16 protein-coding genes and 3 pseudogenes are annotated in these 20,840 nt (G+C 40.3%); 17 read left to right on the top strand and 2 right to left on the bottom strand.

Going from position 1 to position 20,840, the window contains the following annotated elements:
• Positions 1-46 precede the first annotated feature (46 nt).
• From BHF69_RS14735 to BHF69_RS06280, 11 genes and pseudogenes are all read left to right on the top strand, one after another.
• Positions 47-169 (top strand): annotated as a pseudogene (locus tag BHF69_RS14735) (SpoIVB peptidase S55 domain-containing protein); the annotation flags it as partial.
• 189 nt (positions 170-358) lie between these two features.
• The gene (locus BHF69_RS06345; RefSeq protein WP_075670207.1) at positions 359-1,540 is read left to right on the top strand and encodes a caspase family protein; all 1,182 of its coding nucleotides are present in this window, start codon (positions 359-361) and stop codon (positions 1,538-1,540) included.
• Between the two features lie 725 nt (positions 1,541-2,265).
• Positions 2,266-2,670 (top strand): annotated as a pseudogene (locus tag BHF69_RS14660) (replication initiator protein A); the annotation flags it as partial.
• A 929-nt stretch (positions 2,671-3,599) separates the two neighbouring features.
• The gene (gene tnpA, locus BHF69_RS06320) at positions 3,600-4,070 is read left to right on the top strand and encodes an IS200/IS605 family transposase (protein WP_075669051.1); all 471 of its coding nucleotides are present in this window, start codon (positions 3,600-3,602) and stop codon (positions 4,068-4,070) included.
• A gap of 177 nt (positions 4,071-4,247) precedes the next feature.
• The gene (locus BHF69_RS06315; protein WP_075670204.1) at positions 4,248-4,577 is read left to right on the top strand and encodes a helix-turn-helix transcriptional regulator; all 330 of its coding nucleotides are present in this window, start codon (positions 4,248-4,250) and stop codon (positions 4,575-4,577) included.
• A gap of 457 nt (positions 4,578-5,034) precedes the next feature.
• Positions 5,035-5,331 (top strand): excisionase, encoded by a 297-nt coding sequence (locus BHF69_RS06310; RefSeq protein WP_242946126.1) that lies wholly within the window; start codon positions 5,035-5,037, stop codon positions 5,329-5,331.
• A 109-nt stretch (positions 5,332-5,440) separates the two neighbouring features.
• The gene (locus BHF69_RS06305) at positions 5,441-5,773 is read left to right on the top strand and encodes an integrase DNA-binding domain-containing protein (protein ID WP_242946125.1); all 333 of its coding nucleotides are present in this window, start codon (positions 5,441-5,443) and stop codon (positions 5,771-5,773) included.
• A 20-nt stretch (positions 5,774-5,793) separates the two neighbouring features.
• A complete protein-coding gene (locus BHF69_RS14410) occupies positions 5,794-6,072 on the top strand; it encodes a transposase (RefSeq protein WP_075670203.1) in 279 nt (92 codons plus the stop codon).
• Between the two features lie 8 nt (positions 6,073-6,080).
• Positions 6,081-6,941 (top strand): IS3 family transposase, encoded by an 861-nt coding sequence (locus BHF69_RS06295; protein ID WP_075670202.1) that lies wholly within the window; start codon positions 6,081-6,083, stop codon positions 6,939-6,941.
• Positions 6,942-7,278: 337 nt separating this feature from the next.
• Positions 7,279-8,064, top strand: coding sequence for a hypothetical protein (locus tag BHF69_RS06285; protein WP_075670201.1), 786 nt, complete (start codon positions 7,279-7,281; stop codon positions 8,062-8,064).
• A 173-nt stretch (positions 8,065-8,237) separates the two neighbouring features.
• Positions 8,238-8,702 (top strand): low molecular weight protein-tyrosine-phosphatase, encoded by a 465-nt coding sequence (locus BHF69_RS06280; RefSeq protein WP_075670200.1) that lies wholly within the window; start codon positions 8,238-8,240, stop codon positions 8,700-8,702.
• A gap of 124 nt (positions 8,703-8,826) precedes the next feature.
• Here the strand turns inward: BHF69_RS06280 and BHF69_RS06275 are convergent, their stop codons facing one another.
• On the bottom strand, positions 8,827-9,837 hold the full coding sequence (locus tag BHF69_RS06275) for a LacI family DNA-binding transcriptional regulator (protein ID WP_075670199.1): 1,011 nt from the start codon (positions 9,835-9,837) through the stop codon (positions 8,827-8,829).
• Between the two features lie 205 nt (positions 9,838-10,042).
• On the opposite strand from BHF69_RS06275, the gene BHF69_RS06270 reads away from it, so the two are divergent.
• From BHF69_RS06270 to galE, 4 genes and pseudogenes are all read left to right on the top strand, one after another.
• Positions 10,043-11,326, top strand: coding sequence for a galactokinase (locus tag BHF69_RS06270; protein ID WP_075670198.1), 1,284 nt, complete (start codon positions 10,043-10,045; stop codon positions 11,324-11,326).
• A 1-nt stretch (position 11,327) separates the two neighbouring features.
• Positions 11,328-12,326 (top strand): annotated as a pseudogene (locus BHF69_RS14725) (aldose epimerase family protein); the annotation flags it as partial.
• A gap of 30 nt (positions 12,327-12,356) precedes the next feature.
• Positions 12,357-13,847: a UDP-glucose--hexose-1-phosphate uridylyltransferase gene (gene galT, locus BHF69_RS14720; RefSeq protein WP_075671739.1), complete on the top strand. Its 1,491-nt coding sequence runs from the start codon at positions 12,357-12,359 to the stop codon at positions 13,845-13,847.
• Positions 13,848-13,862: 15 nt separating this feature from the next.
• Positions 13,863-14,855, top strand: a complete 993-nt coding sequence (gene galE / locus BHF69_RS06255; RefSeq protein WP_075670197.1) for a UDP-glucose 4-epimerase GalE — start codon at positions 13,863-13,865, stop codon at positions 14,853-14,855.
• 115 nt (positions 14,856-14,970) lie between these two features.
• On the opposite strand, the gene BHF69_RS06250 is transcribed toward galE, so the two are convergent.
• The gene (locus tag BHF69_RS06250; RefSeq protein WP_075670196.1) at positions 14,971-19,194 is read right to left on the bottom strand and encodes a 2-hydroxyacyl-CoA dehydratase; all 4,224 of its coding nucleotides are present in this window, start codon (positions 19,192-19,194) and stop codon (positions 14,971-14,973) included.
• A gap of 196 nt (positions 19,195-19,390) precedes the next feature.
• On the opposite strand from BHF69_RS06250, the gene BHF69_RS06245 reads away from it, so the two are divergent.
• Together BHF69_RS06245 and BHF69_RS06240 are read left to right on the top strand one after the other, a co-directional pair.
• A complete protein-coding gene (locus tag BHF69_RS06245; RefSeq protein ID WP_075670195.1) occupies positions 19,391-19,783 on the top strand; it encodes a LysM peptidoglycan-binding domain-containing protein in 393 nt (130 codons plus the stop codon).
• Positions 19,784-19,899: 116 nt separating this feature from the next.
• Positions 19,900-20,832, top strand: a complete 933-nt coding sequence (locus tag BHF69_RS06240; RefSeq protein ID WP_075670194.1) for a magnesium transporter CorA family protein — start codon at positions 19,900-19,902, stop codon at positions 20,830-20,832.
• The last annotated feature ends 8 nt before the right edge of the window (positions 20,833-20,840 follow it).

The following is a 20,840-nucleotide window of genomic DNA, read 5'->3' as shown; positions in this document are numbered from 1 at the left end:
TGGTTGTTTTGTATCTGAAAAATGTTGTCCCTAACGACAATCATTCGTGTCGGGGAGGCTTATAGTCCCAAATGGGCGAATTGTGGGTGCTGCGATACACGTTTTAGTAAATGATCCCACACGGGGATATGGCATATTCATCGAGAATATGTTAGAAGAAGCAGAATAACCCTAAGCTGGTAATACAATGAGTATCTCTTTGTGTTACCTGCTTTTATATTACAAACGACAACGTAATTTGGTGGGAGATACAGAAAACGATTTTCATTAAGATTGTTTTTCAGTGTGAATATTTGCAGTTTATGCTACAATTGAAACGATATACTCGAATTTTGCAAAACAAAGGAATGGTAATATTATGAATAAGGCTGAACAAATAATGTATGAAAAACGAAAGAAAGCAATAGGAAAGATTTTCGCTATTGCTATAGGTATCAACGAGTATAAAATAAAAGCCGACAATTTAAAGAACTGTTGCACAGATGCAAAAGCTGTTTTTGAAACATTAAAATCTCAAGAATATTTTTCGTTGGATGATAACAGCATATTGATAACTTCCGATGCAAATCAAACAAAAAAGCAAGATATCCTCAACACTATATACACCTGCGATGGATATATAGATGAAAATACAAATATTATTTTTTATTACAGCGGTCATGGCTGCAACATAAATGATACTTTTCATTTTTGGGCCTCAGATTCCGAACTACCTTCTGCGAATGTGATTTCAATTGATGAGATTACTGACATCCTGTCCAATATGAGTGAAGGCAAGTATAAGAGTATCACAATATTAATAGACGCGTGCCAGCAGAAAATCGATCATAGCAAGAGATTAGGGAAACAGTCTCGCAATTTCCTCAATGAATACATAGACGATGCCAAAGGAATCGGTATTATTTACTCGTGTAGCAAGGGCGAGTGTTCATTGGATACGTTCAATAAAAACAATATTAGTGTGTTTACATATTTGATATTGCAGGCATTGAATGGACATATTGATGCCACAGATGCAAACTGTCTGACATTTAATAAATTGAACGAGTTTCTTCAGTTGGAATCCAGAAAGATCAGCAGAGAAAATATCCATATCAATCAGCATCCACAGGTTTCTTTCAAGGGAAATGATATTGTGTATGCCTTTATCCCGGATGAATGTTTACAAGATCATAATATCGCCTTATCAGTATGTACTTATGACGAATTATTTATGGAGATTATGCATCATTTACAGGGCGCTGCGTCATTGGTTTGTTATGATAAAGGTTTAGTTCTGGATAATGATGATGATATATTTTTGCAGGTTCCATCAGAAAGGTTCATTCGACAAGTATGTGATGAACTGTCCCAAATGGGGTTATTAGATAAGGATAGGTGTTCTGAAGTACTGTCAAAGGCATTTACTTATTTTAATCTCATACATTTAGACTCATCAGAAAGCATTCAGCCATCTGTTAAAATTCAGATTATTGATGATACAAAACTGTTGTGTGATGATTTGTACATTATGCATGATAGGTATATAGACAGGTTGTAGTCCTGAAAACTGTTGTCCCTAATGACAATCACTCGTGTGCGGATCACCAATCATACAACAGCAATCTACAGTACACAAAGATGCTGGTGTCATAATAAGAACAGTCAAAGGGAGTGCTGAAAAGCCTTGATTTTGGCGGGTTCTGAAGCTGTTTGGGGTAGAAACAGTTTCCAATATTATGGCAGGAGGTGCAATACAACTTAATATGGATTACATAGAGCGTTTATTCGCCCCATAATGCGGGGTTGAGTAGACGCTCTTTTTTTATGCCCAAATATAAAGGCAAATTAGAATGATGGGAGGTTTCGTTTGTTGTATAAAACCGTTTATGCCTCAGACAAGCCAAACGATTGCCATTACTGCTATTTCTGGAAGAATCGAAAACAGGGCTGTCGTCTGGGCAAAGAAAACTGTTACTACTTAATCTCCGTACCCCCAAAGCCGAAGTCGGAATGTGAAGGTTGTCCTTATGGGCGGGATCATCCCTGCATCGGCTGGTGTACCAGGAAGATTATGAAGGAAGTGGGGGTGCGTTGATATGTATGAGTATGAACGCAATCGCCGTGACAAGCCAAAATACTGCAAAGACTGCGAGTATTATCAACCCCGATGGAAGTATCGCTTCTGCTTTTTTGTCCGCTGTCCGTACAAGATGAAGGATACGACTTTCCGCAGAACCCCTCTGAAAAAAGAGTATTTCCCGAAGAAAGAGGTGGTGAGGATGAGTGACGTATGATTATTTCTATGGTCAGCAAGCGGAGATGTTCACATTCTACCGTGTTCCAAAGGTGTTGTTCACCGAGGATTGCTTTTGGAATGTATCAACCGATGCCAAGCTTCTTTACGGTATTCTGCTTGACCGTATGAACCTGTCAGCCCGGAACGGTTGGCTGGACGAGGAAGGCCGTGTCTATATCATCTTCACCATTGAAGAAATCAAAGGTGCGTTAGGCTGTGCCGAAAAGAAAGCGGTGAAGCTGCTGGATGAGCTGGAAAAGAAATGTGGTCTGATAGAACGCAAGCGACAGGGACTTGGGAAACCGAACCTGATCTATGTAAAGAACTTCATTTTCGGTTCTGTGGAAAGACAATTCTGGAGTTGTGAAAAACACAATTCAGGAACTGTCAAAAGCATATCCGTACAAAATCAGATGCCGGATAAAGGAGGATTTGCTTTTCATATTGGAGGCTTTCCACTTCTGTTCTAGGATGTACTGTTCATCATCGCTCAGATATATTTTCAATTCATTTTGTCTTTCTCTTTTTGCCATTGCTTTGTCCTTTCCATTCCTTATTTATAAAGAAGATTTTGTGATATGCCGTATCCGGCGGTGTGCTTTTGAACGTAAAAATTCAGAAAGTCCCGTGGAGTAATTGCTGAGTTTTGGAGTGCAAAGGGGGTCAGGGGGATATGCCCCATGCAAGCCCATTTTCTCAGGTTTCTACTTGGAAGAAACTTGGGGAAATGGTGCCTGTGAGGGAACACAGGCAGTGCTTGCTATCTTTGGCAAATTGCCCGCAGGGAATTTGCGAGTTTTAGGCTGCATAGGCAGCCTGTCCAAAACTCATACGGGCGTTACCGCCCATTTATGGACAGCATCCGGCTGTCCGGCTTCGGAGAACGGCATAGGTAATAAAAAAACTGCCACAGCTCACAGCAGGCATCAGATGCCCGTGAAGTTCCATAGCAGTTTGTGTGTCTTTTTATGAATTTGTGATTCTATCCATAAAAGATTTTAGCAACCAGAAGCTGCAAAGTCAATAAGAGAAAGCAGGAGCGGAAAGAGTATTTATTTTGGGATAAGTTGAGTTGATTGTATCAAAAGCGGTTGCGGAAAAAAGCCTATTTTAATATGAAAGGTTTTTTCCGGTTCGTTTGTTAGGCTTTAAGCCTGTTCATCATTGTGGAGTTTCTCAGGCAGAGAAACGAAACTTTGAGGAACAAAGAAACCACCGGCTCAGCCGGTGAGTCAGCATTGCTTCAGCTTACAGTAAAAAACCTCCAATGATATAATTATGTTGGTTCGCCAACCACATAAAATCAAAGGAGGTTATCCAAATGGATATTAGTAGTTTATCACATACAAAATGGAATTGTAAGTATCATATTGTTTTTGCACCAAAATATAGAAGAAAAGTGGCATACGGAAAGTTAAAACAAGATATAGCTAATATTCTGAGTATGCTATGCAAAAGAAAAGGTGTAGAAATAGTGGAGGCAGAAATCTGTCCAGATCATGTACATATGCTGGTGAGGATTCCGCCAAGTATAAGTGTTTCAAGTTTTGTAGGGTATTTAAAGGGAAAAAGTACACTCATGATATTCGAACGACATGCAAATTTAAAGTATAAATATGGAAATAGACATTTCTGGTGTCGAGGATATTATGTAGATACTGTAGGGAAGAATGCAAAGAAAATACAAGAGTATATTCAAAATCAGTTAAAAGAGGATTTAGAATATGATCAAATGACACTAAAAGAGTATATTGACCCGTTTACGGGTGAGCCAGTAAAAGCAAATAAATAAAATGAGCCCTTTAGGGCTCCATAGGTAAATGATGTTGCAGTTGGCGAACCATTCGATGAGTCTTTAGACTCTAGTGCCGGTAATTTGCCCTTATAGGGCAAGTACAAACCACCGGCTGAGCCGGTGGTTGTGATTTTTTACAATGAGATTGGAGAATTTACAGAAAGGAGGTAAAGCATGAATACAGCAGATCGAAGAGCTGAAATAATAAATATTCTGCTTGTCAGACGTCGCATTACGGCGAAAGAACTGGCAGACGAATTTAATGTTACGGTTCGCACAATACAAAATGATATTCAGGCTTTATCTCTTGGTTTTCCAATTTATACGAAACAAGGAGGGAATGGTGGAATTTTTGTGGGAGAGAATTATAAGCCGTATATGAATATGCTGACTCCTCTTGAACTGAAAGTTTTGCAGGAAATGTATGAACTGGCAGAGGGGATACATAAGAAAGTTTTATTTCAGATTATCTGCAAGTATGGACCGGATAAGCGGGAACTCTAATCTTGTCATTCCGCTAAAGCACATAATTTTTTACAACACCGTTCATAGCAGACGGAAGTGCGCTTATGTGCTTTTTGGGCTGATAAGTCCAGAGTTGATTTTATCCAAAATGCAGGCTTGAGTCTGTGAATGTACCTTGACAAATTCATATATAAATGCGTACAGGACGTGTGGAATATGTGGAGCCACTATGTGGACACGCCAAGAGATACCTGCTTTCTTTTATAGAGAAGGTTCATACGAAGGAATACTGAAATCTGGTATTGAAGTTAAGGTAAGTAGCGAGGGATATCTGGCAAAATGTGCAGCAGTTGCACGGGGCAAAGATACATATTTTTGATAATGATACTTTCGGAGAAATCCGGTCAATTTGGATGACGGTGCAAGACCGATGTGGGCAGAGTAATGACCTGCCACCTGTATGGATTTTTGTTATCTGCTGATGAGAGATAGGAGCATGGGTTCCTGTTTGTCATGGGCAGATAAAGTGCTGCCTATTATGAGAAAGATGGAGGTGTTGAAAATAGATAATACAGAGGCAAAAGTGAAAGGAAAGATGGTTCCAATATGGGAGAAATATATGCTAACAGTTGACGAGGCTGTTCAGTATTTTGGAATTGGAGAAAAGAAGATAAGGATGCTAATTTCTGAGAACGTTGATTCTGATAATTGCTTTACTGTTCAGGTGGGTAATAAATCGTTGATAAATCGACATAAATTTGAGGAATTCCTTAATCAGACAACTTCCTTGTAGAAATAAAAGAAATATAAAACTTTACCACTTTAAAGTGGTAAATGCCGCCCTGGTATGATATAATATGATTGTCGTGCTAGGGCTTCTTCGTAGAAAGGAGCGAAGACGTTTGAGTGAAAGAAATCGCAATCAGAAAAGGCGTGATAAAAAAGGGCGTATTTTACGAAACGGAGAAAGCCAGCGAGCGGATGGAAGATATGCATTTGTTTATACAGATTGCTTTGGAAAGCAGAAATTCCTTTACAGTTGGAAGTTAGAATCGACAGATCCACTTCCGACAGGAAGAAGACCTTGTCAGTCACTTAGAGAGAAGGAAAAAGCCGTTTTAAAAGATATAAATGATGGTATTACTCCATATGGTGACAATTTGACAGTTCTTGAGTTGGTAAAAATGGTATTAGGATATAACTATGGACACGAAATGTTGAACAACCTATACTAAATAAAAAGGAGTTCAACACAATGGCTAAAAATCAAAAATCTTATACGCCAGAATTTAAGCAGCAGATTGTTGATCTGCACTGCCAAGCTGGCAAAGGCGTAACTGAATTAAGCAACGAATATGGCATTCCAAAAGGCACAATATCTACCTGGATTAAGAATTTGGCACCTGTTGCAGTTTCCGATACAGAGACTGTTTCATTAAAGGAGTACAAAGCACTTCAAAAGAAAATGAAGGAGCTTGAAATTGAAAATGAAATATTAAAAAAAGCTACTGCCATATTCGCAAAAAATCAATAGCTGAATACGTGTCCTTTATTCAGGCTAACATCGATAAATATACAGTTAAACAAATGTGCTCTGCACTTAAGTTTCCTCGTAGCACTTATTATGCTGCTATCAACCATGTTCCTTCTAGACGAGAACAAGAATACAATAGATTCAGCGAAGAAGTCTTATCTGTTTATAATGAATATAAAAAACGCTACGGAGCAATTAAAATCCATCGAGAGCTTAATGATAGAAACATCTCTTGCTCTATTAAAAGGGTTCAGCGTCATATGAAAAGGCTTGGGATAAAGAGCATTGTTATCAAAAAGTATCAATACCAGAAGCATCAAGGCTATGTTCCTGATGACAAGGAAAATATCCTTAATCGCGATTTTGAGGCTGAAACGGTATTCAAAAAGCTTGTAACAGATATAACATACATCCATGTAGTTAATGAAGGTTGGACCTATCTAGCTTCAGTAATGGATTTATACGATCGCAAAATAATAGGCTGGGCCTATGGTAAAAAAATAACTGCAGAGCTTGCTACAAAGGCTGTCAAAAATGCCTGTTTAAACATACCAGATACTACAGGAATTATTCTTCATAGTGATCTTGGCAGTCAATATGCCAGCGAGGAATTTGAAAAGTATTTACAGGAGCAAGGGATAATTCATTCTTTTAGTAGAAAGGGAAATCCCTATGATAATGCATGTATAGAGTCCTTCCATTCAGTACTTAAAAAGGAAGAGGTCTACCCTACCACTTACCACACATTTGAGGAGGCACAAACTGCACTCTTTGAATATATAGAGTCTTTCTACAATCGAAAAAGGCGCCATAGTGCTCTTGATTACAAGACACCACAACAGGTTGAAGAAGAGGCTCTGGCAGGTTAAAAAACATCTCTCCTTGCGATTAAGTAAGGAAAGAAAAGTTCAACTTTTTGTGTCCAAAGTCTTGACATAGATCCAATACCTATACGCACCTCGGCTTGGAGGATGCAAAGGACGAGATGATTCGGATGGAGGAACTCAACGCTGCCAAGAAGGAATTGGAAAAGGCCACAGGCGAGAAGCCTGTCACTCAGAAGATGTTCCGGGTGGTTTGACAATAAAGAACGAGAAAGGCGCTCTGCGGATGCAGGGCGTTTTTTCTGTGGAGAATTGTTGACGAGTATGGTACAATGGTAACCGAAATAATGTGTCCATTAGTACAGTATCGCGAGGTGAAAGAATGGATTTAAAAGAATTTTACTTTCAGAATATAAAAGAATCAGAATACCATTATCGGTTCCGAAACTCTATCGACAATGTAAATAAGACATTTAATGTTTTCGTTGGATATGAAGAAACCGAAAACTATGAGTTTGAAGTTTATGACGCTGAAGAAGCTATAACCAAATTCCGCGAGTTGTGCCAGCCTGATGTTAACTTCTCAGGAGAGAACAAGTGCTGGTTTTATCTAATAACATACTATCTGCATACTCTCGGCTATGAGATAAGAGAATTCCCTAGGATATTGGCAAGACCACCTGTTGAACCTACTGACTTCACATACGGAGATATTAGAAATCGCATAATTGCTCAGGGGGGAGATGATAACGGAACTGTTCGTTATGCAACCAGAAGATCATTTGTCGCAGGACTTACTTTTGAACAAAAATCTTGTCATATAGAGGTAGGAGATTCAATAAATCAGAAATTCATTGAGATTTCTACTCGGCAGGCTTCATTTAATAGTATGAGTACGGATGAAAAACTTGCCGAGATTGCAAACTTAATAGAAAATATGCTAAAACGGGATGGGAAATTTGTAACGCCCGATTATTCAAAAGTGTGCTGTGGATTTATCACTGATTCTGTGGTAAAAGACTACAGAAAGAAGATGCAATGCTTCCGGCATTGTTCGGATGAAGCGATAGGAGAAAGAAAGACCTATTCTGAAGAACAAAAGAATTTCTTTGTTGATTACGGGCTCACTATTGTTAAAGCTATTCATTCACTGTTGCAAAAACGGTAGTAAAGCATCCCTATTTTTACTACCATTTTACTACTACAGCCTGCCGTAACTTGCTCCATTTTGCCCTGTTTCGGGAAATCTGTGACAGAGTGAACGCTGTTATATCTCAAAAACAGGTACGTTAAATCGGAGCAAATCGGGGCAGGACAGTGCATTTTAGGAGGATTTACATTTTGATAAAAGTATTATTTATTTGCCACGGCAACATCTGTCGTTCTCCAATGGCAGAATTCGTGTTTCGTGACATGGTAAAGAAAGCAGGTCTGTCTGACCGAATATCGGTAGCTTCTGCGGCTACCAGCCGTGAGGAGATCGGCAACCCGGTGCATTATGGCACCAAAGCCAAGATGCAGCAGATGGGAATTCCGATGGCGCCCCATCGGGCGGTCCAGATGACGAAGAAAGATTATAAGGATTATGATTATATCATTGGAATGGAGCATTGGAACATCCGTAATATTGGAAGGATCATCGGAAAGGATACGGAGCATAAAGTATCCTTGTTGCTAGATTACACCGATGAGCCAAGAGATATTTCCGATCCATGGTATACAGGAGATTTTGATCTGACCTACCGGGATGTTAAGGAAGGTTGTGAGGGTCTGCTGGAATATTTAAAAAGAGAAGAACAATTATAAAATATTTAGTAAAACTAGTAAAAAAGCGATAACACCATGAGAAGGTTTACTAATTCTCAGGGGGTTATCGCTTTTTTTCATCATATAGGAAACTTCATTCCCTATATGATGAAAATGCTAAAAATTACAATTCTTTTCTTGGTTTTCCACAGGAGTCTCGGATGACAAGAGAGCATGGCAGGGTAAGCCGGATTGGCGTATGATACTTCATCTCAGTGTCCTGATTAAGCAGGGTGATATAATGTGCGGCGTATTCTCCCATAAATTCTGTCGGAGTATGCACGGTGGTCAGTGGTGGATTGGAAAAGCTGGCAATGCTGATGTCGTCAAATCCTACCACAGATACATCTTCTGGAATGCGGTATCCATGTTCGTAAAGAGCCCGCATGGTTCCGATGGCAATGGGATCGCTGGCAGCGAAGATGGCAGTAGGAAGAGTGCCGTCTTTGATCAGCTCCGTAGTCATCTGATATCCGGATTCTGCACTGAATTCTCCCTCTTTCATATACGGTTCATAACATAGGTTGTGACGAAGGCAGTACTGGATAAAGCTTTCCCTCCGTTCTTCCAGGTAAAAAGTATCATCGGACAGGGATTCCCGACCGCCTAAATAAGCGATATGACGGTGACCCAAGCTGGTCAGATAATCCAGGATGTCGATGACGGCCTCCTGAAAATCCAGTACGATGGTATTGCAGTGGATTTTTTTTGTTTTCATATCCACGAAGATGACGTAAGGAGTAATGGAAGAAAAAAGGGCGATTTCCGCGTCGTTAAATTTGCCGATACAGATCAGTCCATCGACCTTTTTTAATTTTTCTGCATAATTGGAGTCACTTCGGAATGCCCGGATCACTTCGATCTGCTTTTTCGTACAATAATGTTCAATACCGATGCGGATGGATTGATAGTAGGGATCTTCTAACTCCTGAAAGAGTGAGTACCACTGGAAGATACCTATGGTAAATTTATTTTTTACTGGTTTTTTCTTTATATAATTTAATTCTTCCGCAATCTTAAGTACCCTGTTTCTTGTTTGATCTGTGACGCTTAGTGATTCGTCCTGATTTAGAATTCTGGATACAGTTGCAGCAGAAACGTGTGCTTTTTGTGCAATGTCTTTAATGGTTGCCATAGATGTCCCATTCCTTCCTCAATAATTCTTTTGTTTATTGTACCAAAAAAATGGAAAAAGGGAAAGAAAACAAATGATAAATTATTTAGTAAAATATATGGTAAATAATTTACTAAAATATATTGCAAAGATTACTAAAATGTGTTACTATAAAGCCATCAAAGAAACGCAGAAGCAAAAAACTAGAAAAGGAGAGTAAAGGTCAATGTCAAAGAACACAAAGATTTTAGTACAGGAATTCAAAGCGGGGCAATATGCAGAAAGGTTAAAAGATATCTATGTAGATGATGCAGTCCTGGATTATCAGAAGGAACGTTATATCAAAGCAATCGAAGAATTTGAAAAGCTTTATGGAGAACAGGAAGTGGAGATTTACAGTGCTCCTGGAAGAAGTGAAGTAGGGGGAAATCACACAGACCATCAATATGGAAAGGTACTGGCGGCTTCCATCAATCTGGATGCCATTGCGATCGTGGCTAAGACAGACGATTCCATCATTGACATTAAATCAGAAGGATATGACAGAATTCAGGTGCATTTAGATTCTCTTCAGCCGAGAAAAGAAGAAGAGGGAAGCTCAGAAGCGCTGACCAGAGGAGTGGCTGCCCGGTTAAAGGAAGAAGGATATATCATTGGTGGCTTCCAGGCTTATGCAACCAGCGATGTATTAAATGGTGCAGGAATGTCTTCTTCTGCAGCCTATGAAGTTCTGGTGGGGAACATTTTATCCGGCGTTTATAATGAGGGCAAGGCAAGTCCGATCTTACTGGCACAGATTGGACAGTATGCAGAAAATGAATATTTTGGAAAGCCATGTGGATTGATGGATCAGATGGCATCTTCTGTAGGTGGACTGATCAATATCGACTTTGAAGATCCGAAAAATCCAAAAGTAAAACAGGTAAAAGTGGATTTTGAAGAATACGGACATAGCTTATGTATCGTAGATACGAAAGGATCCCATGCGGATCTGACCGATGATTACGCAGCAATTCCTCAAGAAATGAAGCAGGTAGCTAATTTCTTTGAAGAGGATGTATTAAGAAAGGTGGATAAGAATGAGTTCTATTTGAATCTGCCTAAGATCAGAGAGATTTTAGGAGACCGTGCTGTACTCCGTGCAATACATCTCTTTGAAGAGAATAAAAGAGTAGATGAGCAGGTTCAGGCTCTGGAACAACATGATTTTGAAACATTCAAAAAGCTGATCAAAGCTTCTGGAGATTCGTCTTTTAAATATCTTCAGAATGTATATTCCAGCCACGAAATCAATAACCAGAGTGTTTCCATTGGACTGGCCATCAGTGATACCATCTTACAGGGAAAAGGAGTGAGCCGTGTACATGGAGGAGGATTTGCTGGAACCATTCAGGCGTTTGTTCCAAATGATATCGTCGATATCTACAAGAAAGATATTGAACATGTCTTCGGGGAAGGTTCTTGTCATGTGCTAAAGGTACGCAAATACGGAGGAATGAAGGTTTTATAAAATGGTGGAAGTGAAGATTATAAAGCAGAGAGAGAATAAGGTAACATTTTTTGAAATGAAGAATCAGGATCTGACAGTGCGAACCACCAATCTTGGGTGTCATGTGCTTTCCATTTTTACCAGGGATAGAGAAGGGAAAGTAGAGGATGTCATTCTGGGATTACAGGATGTGGAAGACTGCAGAAGGGATGGCAGCTATATGGGTGCTGTGGTAGGAAGAGTGGCAAATCGCATCGGAAATGCCAGATTTACCTTAAATGGTAAAGAATACCAGTTGGCTGCCAACAATGGACCAAACCATCTTCATGGAGGAGTGGAAGGATTTAACCAGAAGCTGTTTGACTATAAGATCATGGAAGATGGAATTGTATTTACTTATCTTTCTAAAGATATGGAAGAAGGTTATCCAGGCAATTTATTACTTACCGTTACTTATCGGTTAGTGGGAAATCAGTTTATCATTCGGTATGAAGCAGAATCAGATCAAGATACTCTGGCCAATATGACAAATCATATGTATTTTAATCTGACAGGTGGAAAGGAAAAGATTTACCATCATAAGCTTTACATGGCGGCAGATCAGATTGCCTGCGTAGATGAGAATTGTCTGGTAGATGGGACATTTCTAAGCGTTACCAATACTCCATTCGATTTTCGCACGTTCCATGAGGTAGGGGAGCGAATCCATGATGAACATGAACAGCTCAAACTGGCAGGTGGATACGACCATTCCTTTATGGTAAATAAGCAAAGTAATCAGGCTGTTTTGTATGAACCGAAATCAGGAAGAAAGCTGACGATTTCCACGACCCTTCCGGCCATTCAGGTCTATACTGCCAACTTTTTGGAAGGCGGGATGCCGGGGAAACATGGGAAACCTTATGAAAACAGAGATGGTATTGCGTTAGAAACTCAGTATCTTCCAGATTCCATCCATGTTGAAAAGGAGCCAAAAGTTATTTTAAGAAAAGGGCAGAAGTACGAAGCTGTGACGACTTATCGATTTGAAGTTGAAGGGAATGGTGGAGCTATGTTGAAAGAAATAGAAAAGCTTGTACAGTATGGATTGGATAAAAAGCTGATTCAACCAGAAGATAAAATTTATATGATCAACCAGTATCTGGATCTATTTGGACTGGATGAATATGAGCCACAGGATATTACAGGAGAAGAAATCTGCTTAAGTGATATTTTAGAGCATTTAACAGATTTTGCCTATGAGAGACAGCTGATCGAAAGCAATGATATTGTATCCAGAGATTTGTTCGATACAAAGCTGATGGGTGTTATGGTAGAACGTCCAAGCAGAGTCATTGATACGTTCCAAAAGCTTTATTCTATTAATCCGGAGGCTGCCACCGATTATTTCTACCGGTTCAGCCAGGATACCAATTATATCCGCAGAGACCGGATCAAGAAGGATATGAAATGGCAGGTCAGCAGTGAATATGGTGATATTGATATTACCATCAACTTATCCAAGCCGGAGAAGGATCCAAAAGCTATTGCAGCAGCAAAAAATGCAAAGCAAAGTGCTTATCCAAAATGTCAGCTCTGTGTGGAGAATGAAGGATATGCAGGACGCATGAATCATCCGGCGAGAGAAAATCACCGTATTATTCCAATGGATATCAATGGAGGAAAATGGGGATTTCAGTATTCTCCTTACGTTTATTATCAAGAGCATTGTATTGTCCTAAATGGTGAGCATACGCCGATGAAAATTGAGCGTGCTACCTTTGAAAAGCTGTTTGATTTTGTAGATCAGTTTCCACATTATTTCCTTGGTTCCAATGCGGACCTTCCAATCGTAGGAGGCTCTATTTTATCTCATGATCATTTCCAGGGGGGACATTATACCTTTGCTATGGAAAAGGCAAAGGTTGAAAAGACCTTTACTATTCCGGGTTATGAGGAAGTGGAAGCAGGTATTCTGCATTGGCCATTGTCTGTCATTCGTATTCGATGCAAGGACAGGAAAAAGCTGATCAATCTGGCAGATCATATCCTGAACGTATGGAGAGGATATACGGATGAAGAAGCTTATATCTTTGCTCAGACAGACGGGGAACCTCACAACACCATTACGCCGATTGCCAGAAAGAAAGGCGAATACTATGAATTGGATCTGGCCCTTCGTAATAATATTACGACGAAGGAATGTCCGTTGGGCCTGTACCATCCACATAAGGAATATCATCATATTAAGAAGGAGAATATTGGACTCATTGAGGTTATGGGATTAGCAGTACTTCCTTCTCGATTAAAGGCGGAGATGGAACTTCTGGCAGAATGCCTGGTGGAGAAGAAATCGCTGATGAAATACGAAATGATCCAAAAGCATATTCCATGGGCCGAGCAGTGTCTACAAAAATATGACGATATTAATGAAACCAATGTAATGCTGATTCTAAAAGAGGAAATTGGGCAGGTATTTGTAAAAGTATTGGAAGATGCTGGTGTTTACAAATGCACAAAAGAAGGAAGAGAAGCCTTTGACAGATTCCTTAGCACATTGTAAGAAAGGGAGATGAATATGAAGATTTTAGTATTAGGAGGAGCCGGTTATATCGGTTCCCATACCGTATATGAACTCATTGATGCAGGAGAAGAGGTAGTCATCATCGATAACCTGCAGACAGGCTATGCAAAAGCGGTTCACCCAAAAGCAGTCTTTTATAAAGGAGACTTAAGGGACCGGGAATTCTTAGACAGCGTATTGGAAAAGGAAAAAGATATCGACGCAGTCATTCATTTTGCAGCCAATTCTTTAGTTGGAGAGAGCATGATCAAGCCTTTAAAATACTATGATAACAACTTGTGTGGAACAAAGACCTTATTAGAAGCCCTAATTGCCCATGGAATTGATAAGATTGTCTTTTCTTCTACCGCAGCTACCTATGGGGAGCCAGAGAGGGTTCCGATTTTAGAAAGTGATAGAACCGATCCGACCAATACCTATGGGGAAACAAAACTTTCTATGGAAAAGATGTTCAAATGGGTAGGCAAGGCACATGGCCTTCGCTATGTCTCTCTCCGCTATTTTAATGCCTGTGGTGCACATAAAAGCGGTAAAATCGGGGAAGCGCATCAGCCGGAGACACACTTGATCCCGCTTATTTTACAAGTGCCAAATGGCAAACGAGAAGCAATTTCCATTTTTGGTACGGATTATCCGACCAAAGATGGTACCTGCGTCAGAGATTATATTCATGTAACAGATCTGGCACAGGCACATATTCTGGCAGTTAAATATCTGATGGAAGGCAAGGAAAGCAATATTTTTAACCTTGGAAATGGTGTTGGATTTACCGTAAAAGAAGTCATTGAAACTGCAAGAAAGGTGACCGGACTTCCGATCAAAGCAGTAGAAGAAGATCGTCGTGCCGGAGACCCTGCCGTGCTGATTGCCTCCAGTCAGAAAGCCAGAGACATCCTTGGATGGAAGCCAGAGCATGATTCACTGGAAGAAATCATTGACAGTGCCTGGAAATGGCATAAGAGCCATCCAAATGGATATGAGGAATAATTTCCTCATACAATAAAATTGCTTTGTCGCATATCTATTATATAAAAACAGACCTGCAAATCTCCAATCTTTCAATTGTTGCAGGTCTGTTTTTTTGTAACAATCTTTTTAATTTTTATGCATCTAAATTTTTCTGTGCTGCGGAGAGCATCAATTTAATTCGGTTTACTTGGTTTACCTCACTGGCACCTGGATCATAATCAATGGCTACGATATTGGCTTTTGGGAAGGCCAGACGAAGCTCTTTGATGACGCCCTTACCAACGACATGGTTTGGCAGACAGGCAAATGGCTGTGTACATACGATGTTTGGGGCACCGCTGTGGATCAGCTCGATCATCTCACCAGTTAAGAACCAGCCCTCACCGGTCTGATTACCAATGGATACGAATGGTTCTGCATATTTTGCCAGATCAGTAATGTGAGCAGGAGCGTCAAAACGTTTGCTCTTCATCAGTTCTTTCCGAAGAGGTTTGCGGTACTGTTCAATGGCAGCAATACCAGCCTGAGCTACCATAGCAGAGGTTTTTGGACGTCCCAGGTAACGGTGCTTGTATTCATTGTTATAGAAGCTGTATAAGAAGAAGTCCAGTAAATCAGGCATAACAGCTTCTGCACCTTCAGCTTCTAATAATTCCACCAGGTGATTATTGGCATCTGGCAGGAATTTTACTAAGATTTCTCCTACGATACCGACACGAGGCTTCTGAATATCCTTTAATGGGATTTCATCAAAATCTTTGATAATTCCGCGGATATTTTTCTTAAATTCGCTCATTTTACCGTTTTGTACGGATTTCTGGCAGCGCTTTTTCCATTTTTCATGGAGTTTATTGACGGAGCCAGGAACTACTTCATAAGGGCGGGTGCGGTATACTACTCTCATAAACAGGTCACCATAGATGATCGCCTGTACAGCACGGTTAATAAACTGTGGCGTGATCTTAAATCCACTGTTCTTTTCCAAGCCCTGTACGCTGACGCTGACCACTGGAATATGAGATAAATTAGCTTTTTCCAGTGCACGGCGAATAAAGCCGATATAGTTGGTTGCACGGCAGCCACCACCAGTCTGTGTGATCAGTACTGCAATTTTATCCAGGTTATACCGTCCGGATAAAAGGGCAGACATGATTTGACCGATGACGATCAGAGAAGGATAGCAGGCATCATTATTGACATATTTTAAGCCCACATCGACGGCTTTTTTACCCATCTGAGGAAGAATTTCCAAATTGTATCCACAGGAGCGTGCTGCTGGTTCTAAGATGTCAAAGTGAATTGGAGACATCTGAGGACACAATAAGGTATATCCTTCGTCCTTCATTTCTTTTGTAAATTCCACCCGGTTAATATTAGATGGAACTGGCTTTGGTTCAATATTTCTTCGTTTTCTGACTCCGACGGCACTGATCAAAGAGCGAATTCGGATTCGTGCGGCACCTAAGTTGCTGACTTCATCAATTTTAAGGACAGTGTAGATGCGTCCGGATTTGGTCAGAATATCGTTGACACAGTCTGTAGTTACTGCATCCAGACCACATCCAAAGGAGTTAAGCTGAATCACTTCCAGCTGTTTATGTGCCTTGGCATAGTTGGCAGCAGCATACAGTCTGGAATGATACATCCACTGGTCAGAAACGATCAAAGGACGTTCTACATGACCAAGGTGGGAAATGGAATCCTCACTTAATACCGCAATACCATAGGAAGTAATCAATTCTGGAATACCATGGTTGATTTCCGGATCAATATGGTATGGGCGGCCACAAAGAACGATTCCCGTATTGCCGGTTTCAGCCAGGTAAGCCAGAGCTTCTTCCCCTTTGTGCTGAATATCCTGGCGGACAGATCTTGCTTCTTTGTAAGCAGCATCGACAGCATCCTTGATCTCGGTCTTTGGAATGTCAAAATGTTCTCCAAGCTCCTCATATAATCGTCTGACCAGAGCAGATGGATTGTCAAGAGCGAGGAATGGATTCATAAAGTTAATGGAATCATCTCTTAATTCGTCCATGTTATTCTTGATATTTTCCGCATAGGAAGTAACAATCGGACAGTTGTAGTGGTTGTTGGCATCTGGTGTTTCGTTCTGTTCATATGGAACACATGGATAAAAGATATTCTTAATACCATAGTCAATGAGCCATTTTACATGTCCGTGGGCAATCTTAGCTGGATAGCATTCGGATTCGCTCGGAATAGATTCAATTCCCAGCTCATAGATCTTCTTACTGGATTTCGGGGAGATGATGACCCGGAATCCCAGTTTGGTAAAGAAGGTGTACCAGAATGGGTAATTCTCGTACATATTCAATACACGAGGAATGCCAATGGTTCCACGAGGAGCACGGTCTTCCTTCAATGGACGGTATTTGAAGATACGGTCCAGTTTATACTGATAGAGGTTTGGCACGTTGTCCTTTTTCTTTTCTTTTCCAGCGCCACGTTCACAGCGGTTACCGGTGATAAAACGGCGGTTACCTGAGAATTTATTAATAGTAAGGAGACAATGGTTCATACATCCCTTACAGCGGCTCATGCTGGTTTCAAAGGTTAAATTTAAGATTTCTTCTATAGAGAGCATAGAGGTTGTCATACCATCGGTATAGCGCTCTCTTGCGATCAATGCGGCACCAAATGCTCCCATAATGCCGGCAATGTCAGGTCGGATGGCTTTACAGCCAGAAATCAGTTCAAAGCTTCGAAGAACGGCATCATTGTAGAAAGTACCGCCCTGAACGACAATATTCTCACCCAGATCCTTTGGATCTGTCAATTTGATTACTTTTAATAAAGCATTTTTAATAACAGAATAAGCCAGTCCGGCAGAAATATCTGCTACACTCGCTCCTTCCTTCTGTGCCTGTTTTACCTTTGAGTTCATAAATACAGTACAGCGGGAACCAAGATCGATTGGTGTCTTAGAGGTCAGTGCAACCTGAGCGAAGTCTTCCACACTGTAATTTAAGGATTTTGCAAAGGTTTCAATAAAGGAACCACATCCGGAGGAGCAGGCTTCATTTAACATAACGTTATCGACAGCATTGTTTTTGATCTTAATACATTTCATATCCTGTCCGCCGATGTCCAGAATACAGTCCACCTTTGGATCAAAGAAGGAAGCTGCATAGTAGTGGGCAATGGTTTCTACTTCTCCAAAGTCTAACTGAAGAGCGGCTTTGATCAAAGCTTCTCCATATCCAGTAGAGCAGGATGCAGTAATGATGGCATCCTCAGGAAGGATGGCACTGATTTCTTTGACAGCACGGATGGTCGTCTTTAAGGGACTTCCATTATTACTGCTATAAAAGCTGTATAAAAGCTCACCGTCTTCTCCCACCAGTGCTACTTTTGTAGTGGTGGAACCGGCATCTACCCCCAGGAAGCATTTCCCTTTATACGAAGTCAGATCCCCACGTGTTACTGCATACTGATTGTGTTCGGTTTTAAATTCTTCATATTCTTCTCTGGAGTGGAACAGTGGATCCATTCGTTCTACTTCCACAGCCAGTTTGATATCATTATCAAATTCCTTTAATAACTCTCCAAGAGAAACAGTAACTTCTTCTTTGGCATTTAATGCAGCTCCCATAGCTGCAAATAAATGGGAATGGGTTGGAGCGATGATCGCATCCCCCTCTAAACCAAGAGTTCGGATAAAGGCCTGCTTCAATTCAGAAAGAAAGTGAAGAGGACCTCCTAAGAAAGCTACATTTCCACGGATTGGTTTTCCGCAGGCAAGACCACTGATGGTCTGATTTACCACTGCCTGGAAAATGGATGCAGCCAGGTTTTCTTTGGTCGCACCTTCGTTGATCAGTGGCTGAATATCTGTTTTGGCAAATACACCGCAGCGAGCTGCAATTGGATAAATTGTATCATAATTTTTTGCATATTCATTTAAACCGGAAGCATCCGTCTGGAGCAAAGAAGCCATCTGGTCAATAAAAGAACCAGTACCTCCGGCACAGACACCATTCATACGCTGATCAATACCATTGGTAAAATAGATGATCTTGGCATCTTCACCACCAAGTTCAATAGCCACGTCGCACTGTGGAGCATAGTCCTGAAGGGCGGTAGACACGCAGACGACTTCCTGGCAAAATGGAATATGTAGGTATTCAGAGATTGCAAGACCACCGGATCCGGTAACTGTTGGAAGCAGAGTGATATTGCCCAGCTGCTCCTTTGCATCCTTTAACAGAGTGGCTAATGTTCCCTGAATATTAGCAAAATGTCGTTTGTAATCGGAAAATAAAATGTGATGTTTCTCGTCAATGATAATAACTTTTACGGTAGTTGAACCGATGTCAATACCTAAGCGTGTTTTCATTTTGTGATACCTCATTTTTTCTAAATAAAAATAAACTTCAATTTTTCATATTTACATGGTTTTTTTGTCGAAAAGAAAACCATTGTTCCTATTATAATGTAAGAATTGGTAAAAGACAAGAAAAAAAGTACACTTTGGCATTTGTGCGCATAAACTATAAATAAAATAAGACTGAATTTATAAAGGAAGCATAATAATGGAAGAAAAAAAACAATGTCAGGGTATGATATATCAGGTGAAAAGTGGAGATACTCTTTATAGGATTGCAAAAATGCATGGCATCAAGGTGAGGGACCTGATGCTAGCAAATCCATATGTGAATGTCTATCAGTTACAGATCGGAGACGAGTTGTGTGTGCCTGTTTTTTCTGGAATGGAGCAGATTTCGACCAGACCATATCGGGTTGGAAAAAATGAAACTCTTGGAAGTGTACTGAAAAAGACAAATCTTTCCTATGAAGAATTGGTAAAAATGAACAAAAAACTAGAGGGCCTACCGATAGAGGAAGGAACAGTGCTGCTGATTCCTCAGAAAAATCCAATGCAAAATAGCGAAAATACATTAGAAAATAAAGAAAATTTAACATGAAAGAGATTTGACAAATATTTTTATCTTATCTATAATGATGGTGATGTTATAGAAGGAGCTTCTTCTGTATTTTTTCAGAAGAAGCACCTTTGCATAAGAGGAAATGGGGTGAAGCAATGATTCGGATTTTTCGAACGATTGAAAATACAATTCAACAGGTGAGCGAAGGATCGGAAGGGTGTTGGATCGCACTTACGAATCCTACAGCAGCTGAGCTGATTGAAATTGCTTCTTCCTATCAGATTGATATTGATCATCTAAAAGCACCGTTGGATGAGGAAGAACGTTCCCGTATTGAGGTGGAAGATGATTATACAATGATTATCGTAGACATTCCAATTACGGAAGAGAGAAAAGAGAAGGAATATTATGTGACCATTCCATGCGGTATTATCATTACAGAGAAGAACATCATTACGATTTGTCTGGAGGATACGCCGATTTTGGAAGGATTTATGGATGGACGAGTTCGGAACTTCTGGACCTACCGGAAGACCAGATTCTTTTTGCAGATATTAAACCGTAATGCAGCCATGTATCTGCAGTATCTGCGCATGATCGACAAGAAAAGTGATGAAGTGGAAAAGAAGCTTCATATTTCCACAAAGAATCAGGAGCTGATCGAGCTTCTGGAGCTGGAAAAATCTCTGGTTTATTTTACCACATCCCTTCGTTCTAATGAAGTGGTATTGGAACGAATGCTGAAGATTGAAGCGATCAAGAAGTATCCAGAGGATGAAGAGCTGTTGGAGGATGTTATTATCGAGAATAAACAGGCTATAGAGATGGCGGATATATACAGTAATATCCTAAGTGGTACCATGGATGCCTATGCATCGGTTATTTCCAATAACCTGAATATTGTCATGAAGATTCTGGCAATCATTACGATTATTATGTCCATACCGACTATGATCGCCAGCTTCTGGGGAATGAATGTACCAGTACCTTTGGCGGATAATCCATATGGGTTTGCGATTTTGTTATTATTCTCGGCAGTACTTACCTTTGCGGGATATTGGGTGCTTTCGAAGAAGAAGATGTTTTAGAGGGTATC

Origin of the sequence: Anaerostipes sp. 992a (assembly GCF_001940245.1) — a bacterium.
GTDB lineage: Bacteria > Bacillota > Clostridia > Lachnospirales > Lachnospiraceae > Fimousia.
The sequence above is the reverse complement of the archived record's forward strand: the minus strand, read 5'-3'. Positions and strand labels throughout refer to the sequence as shown.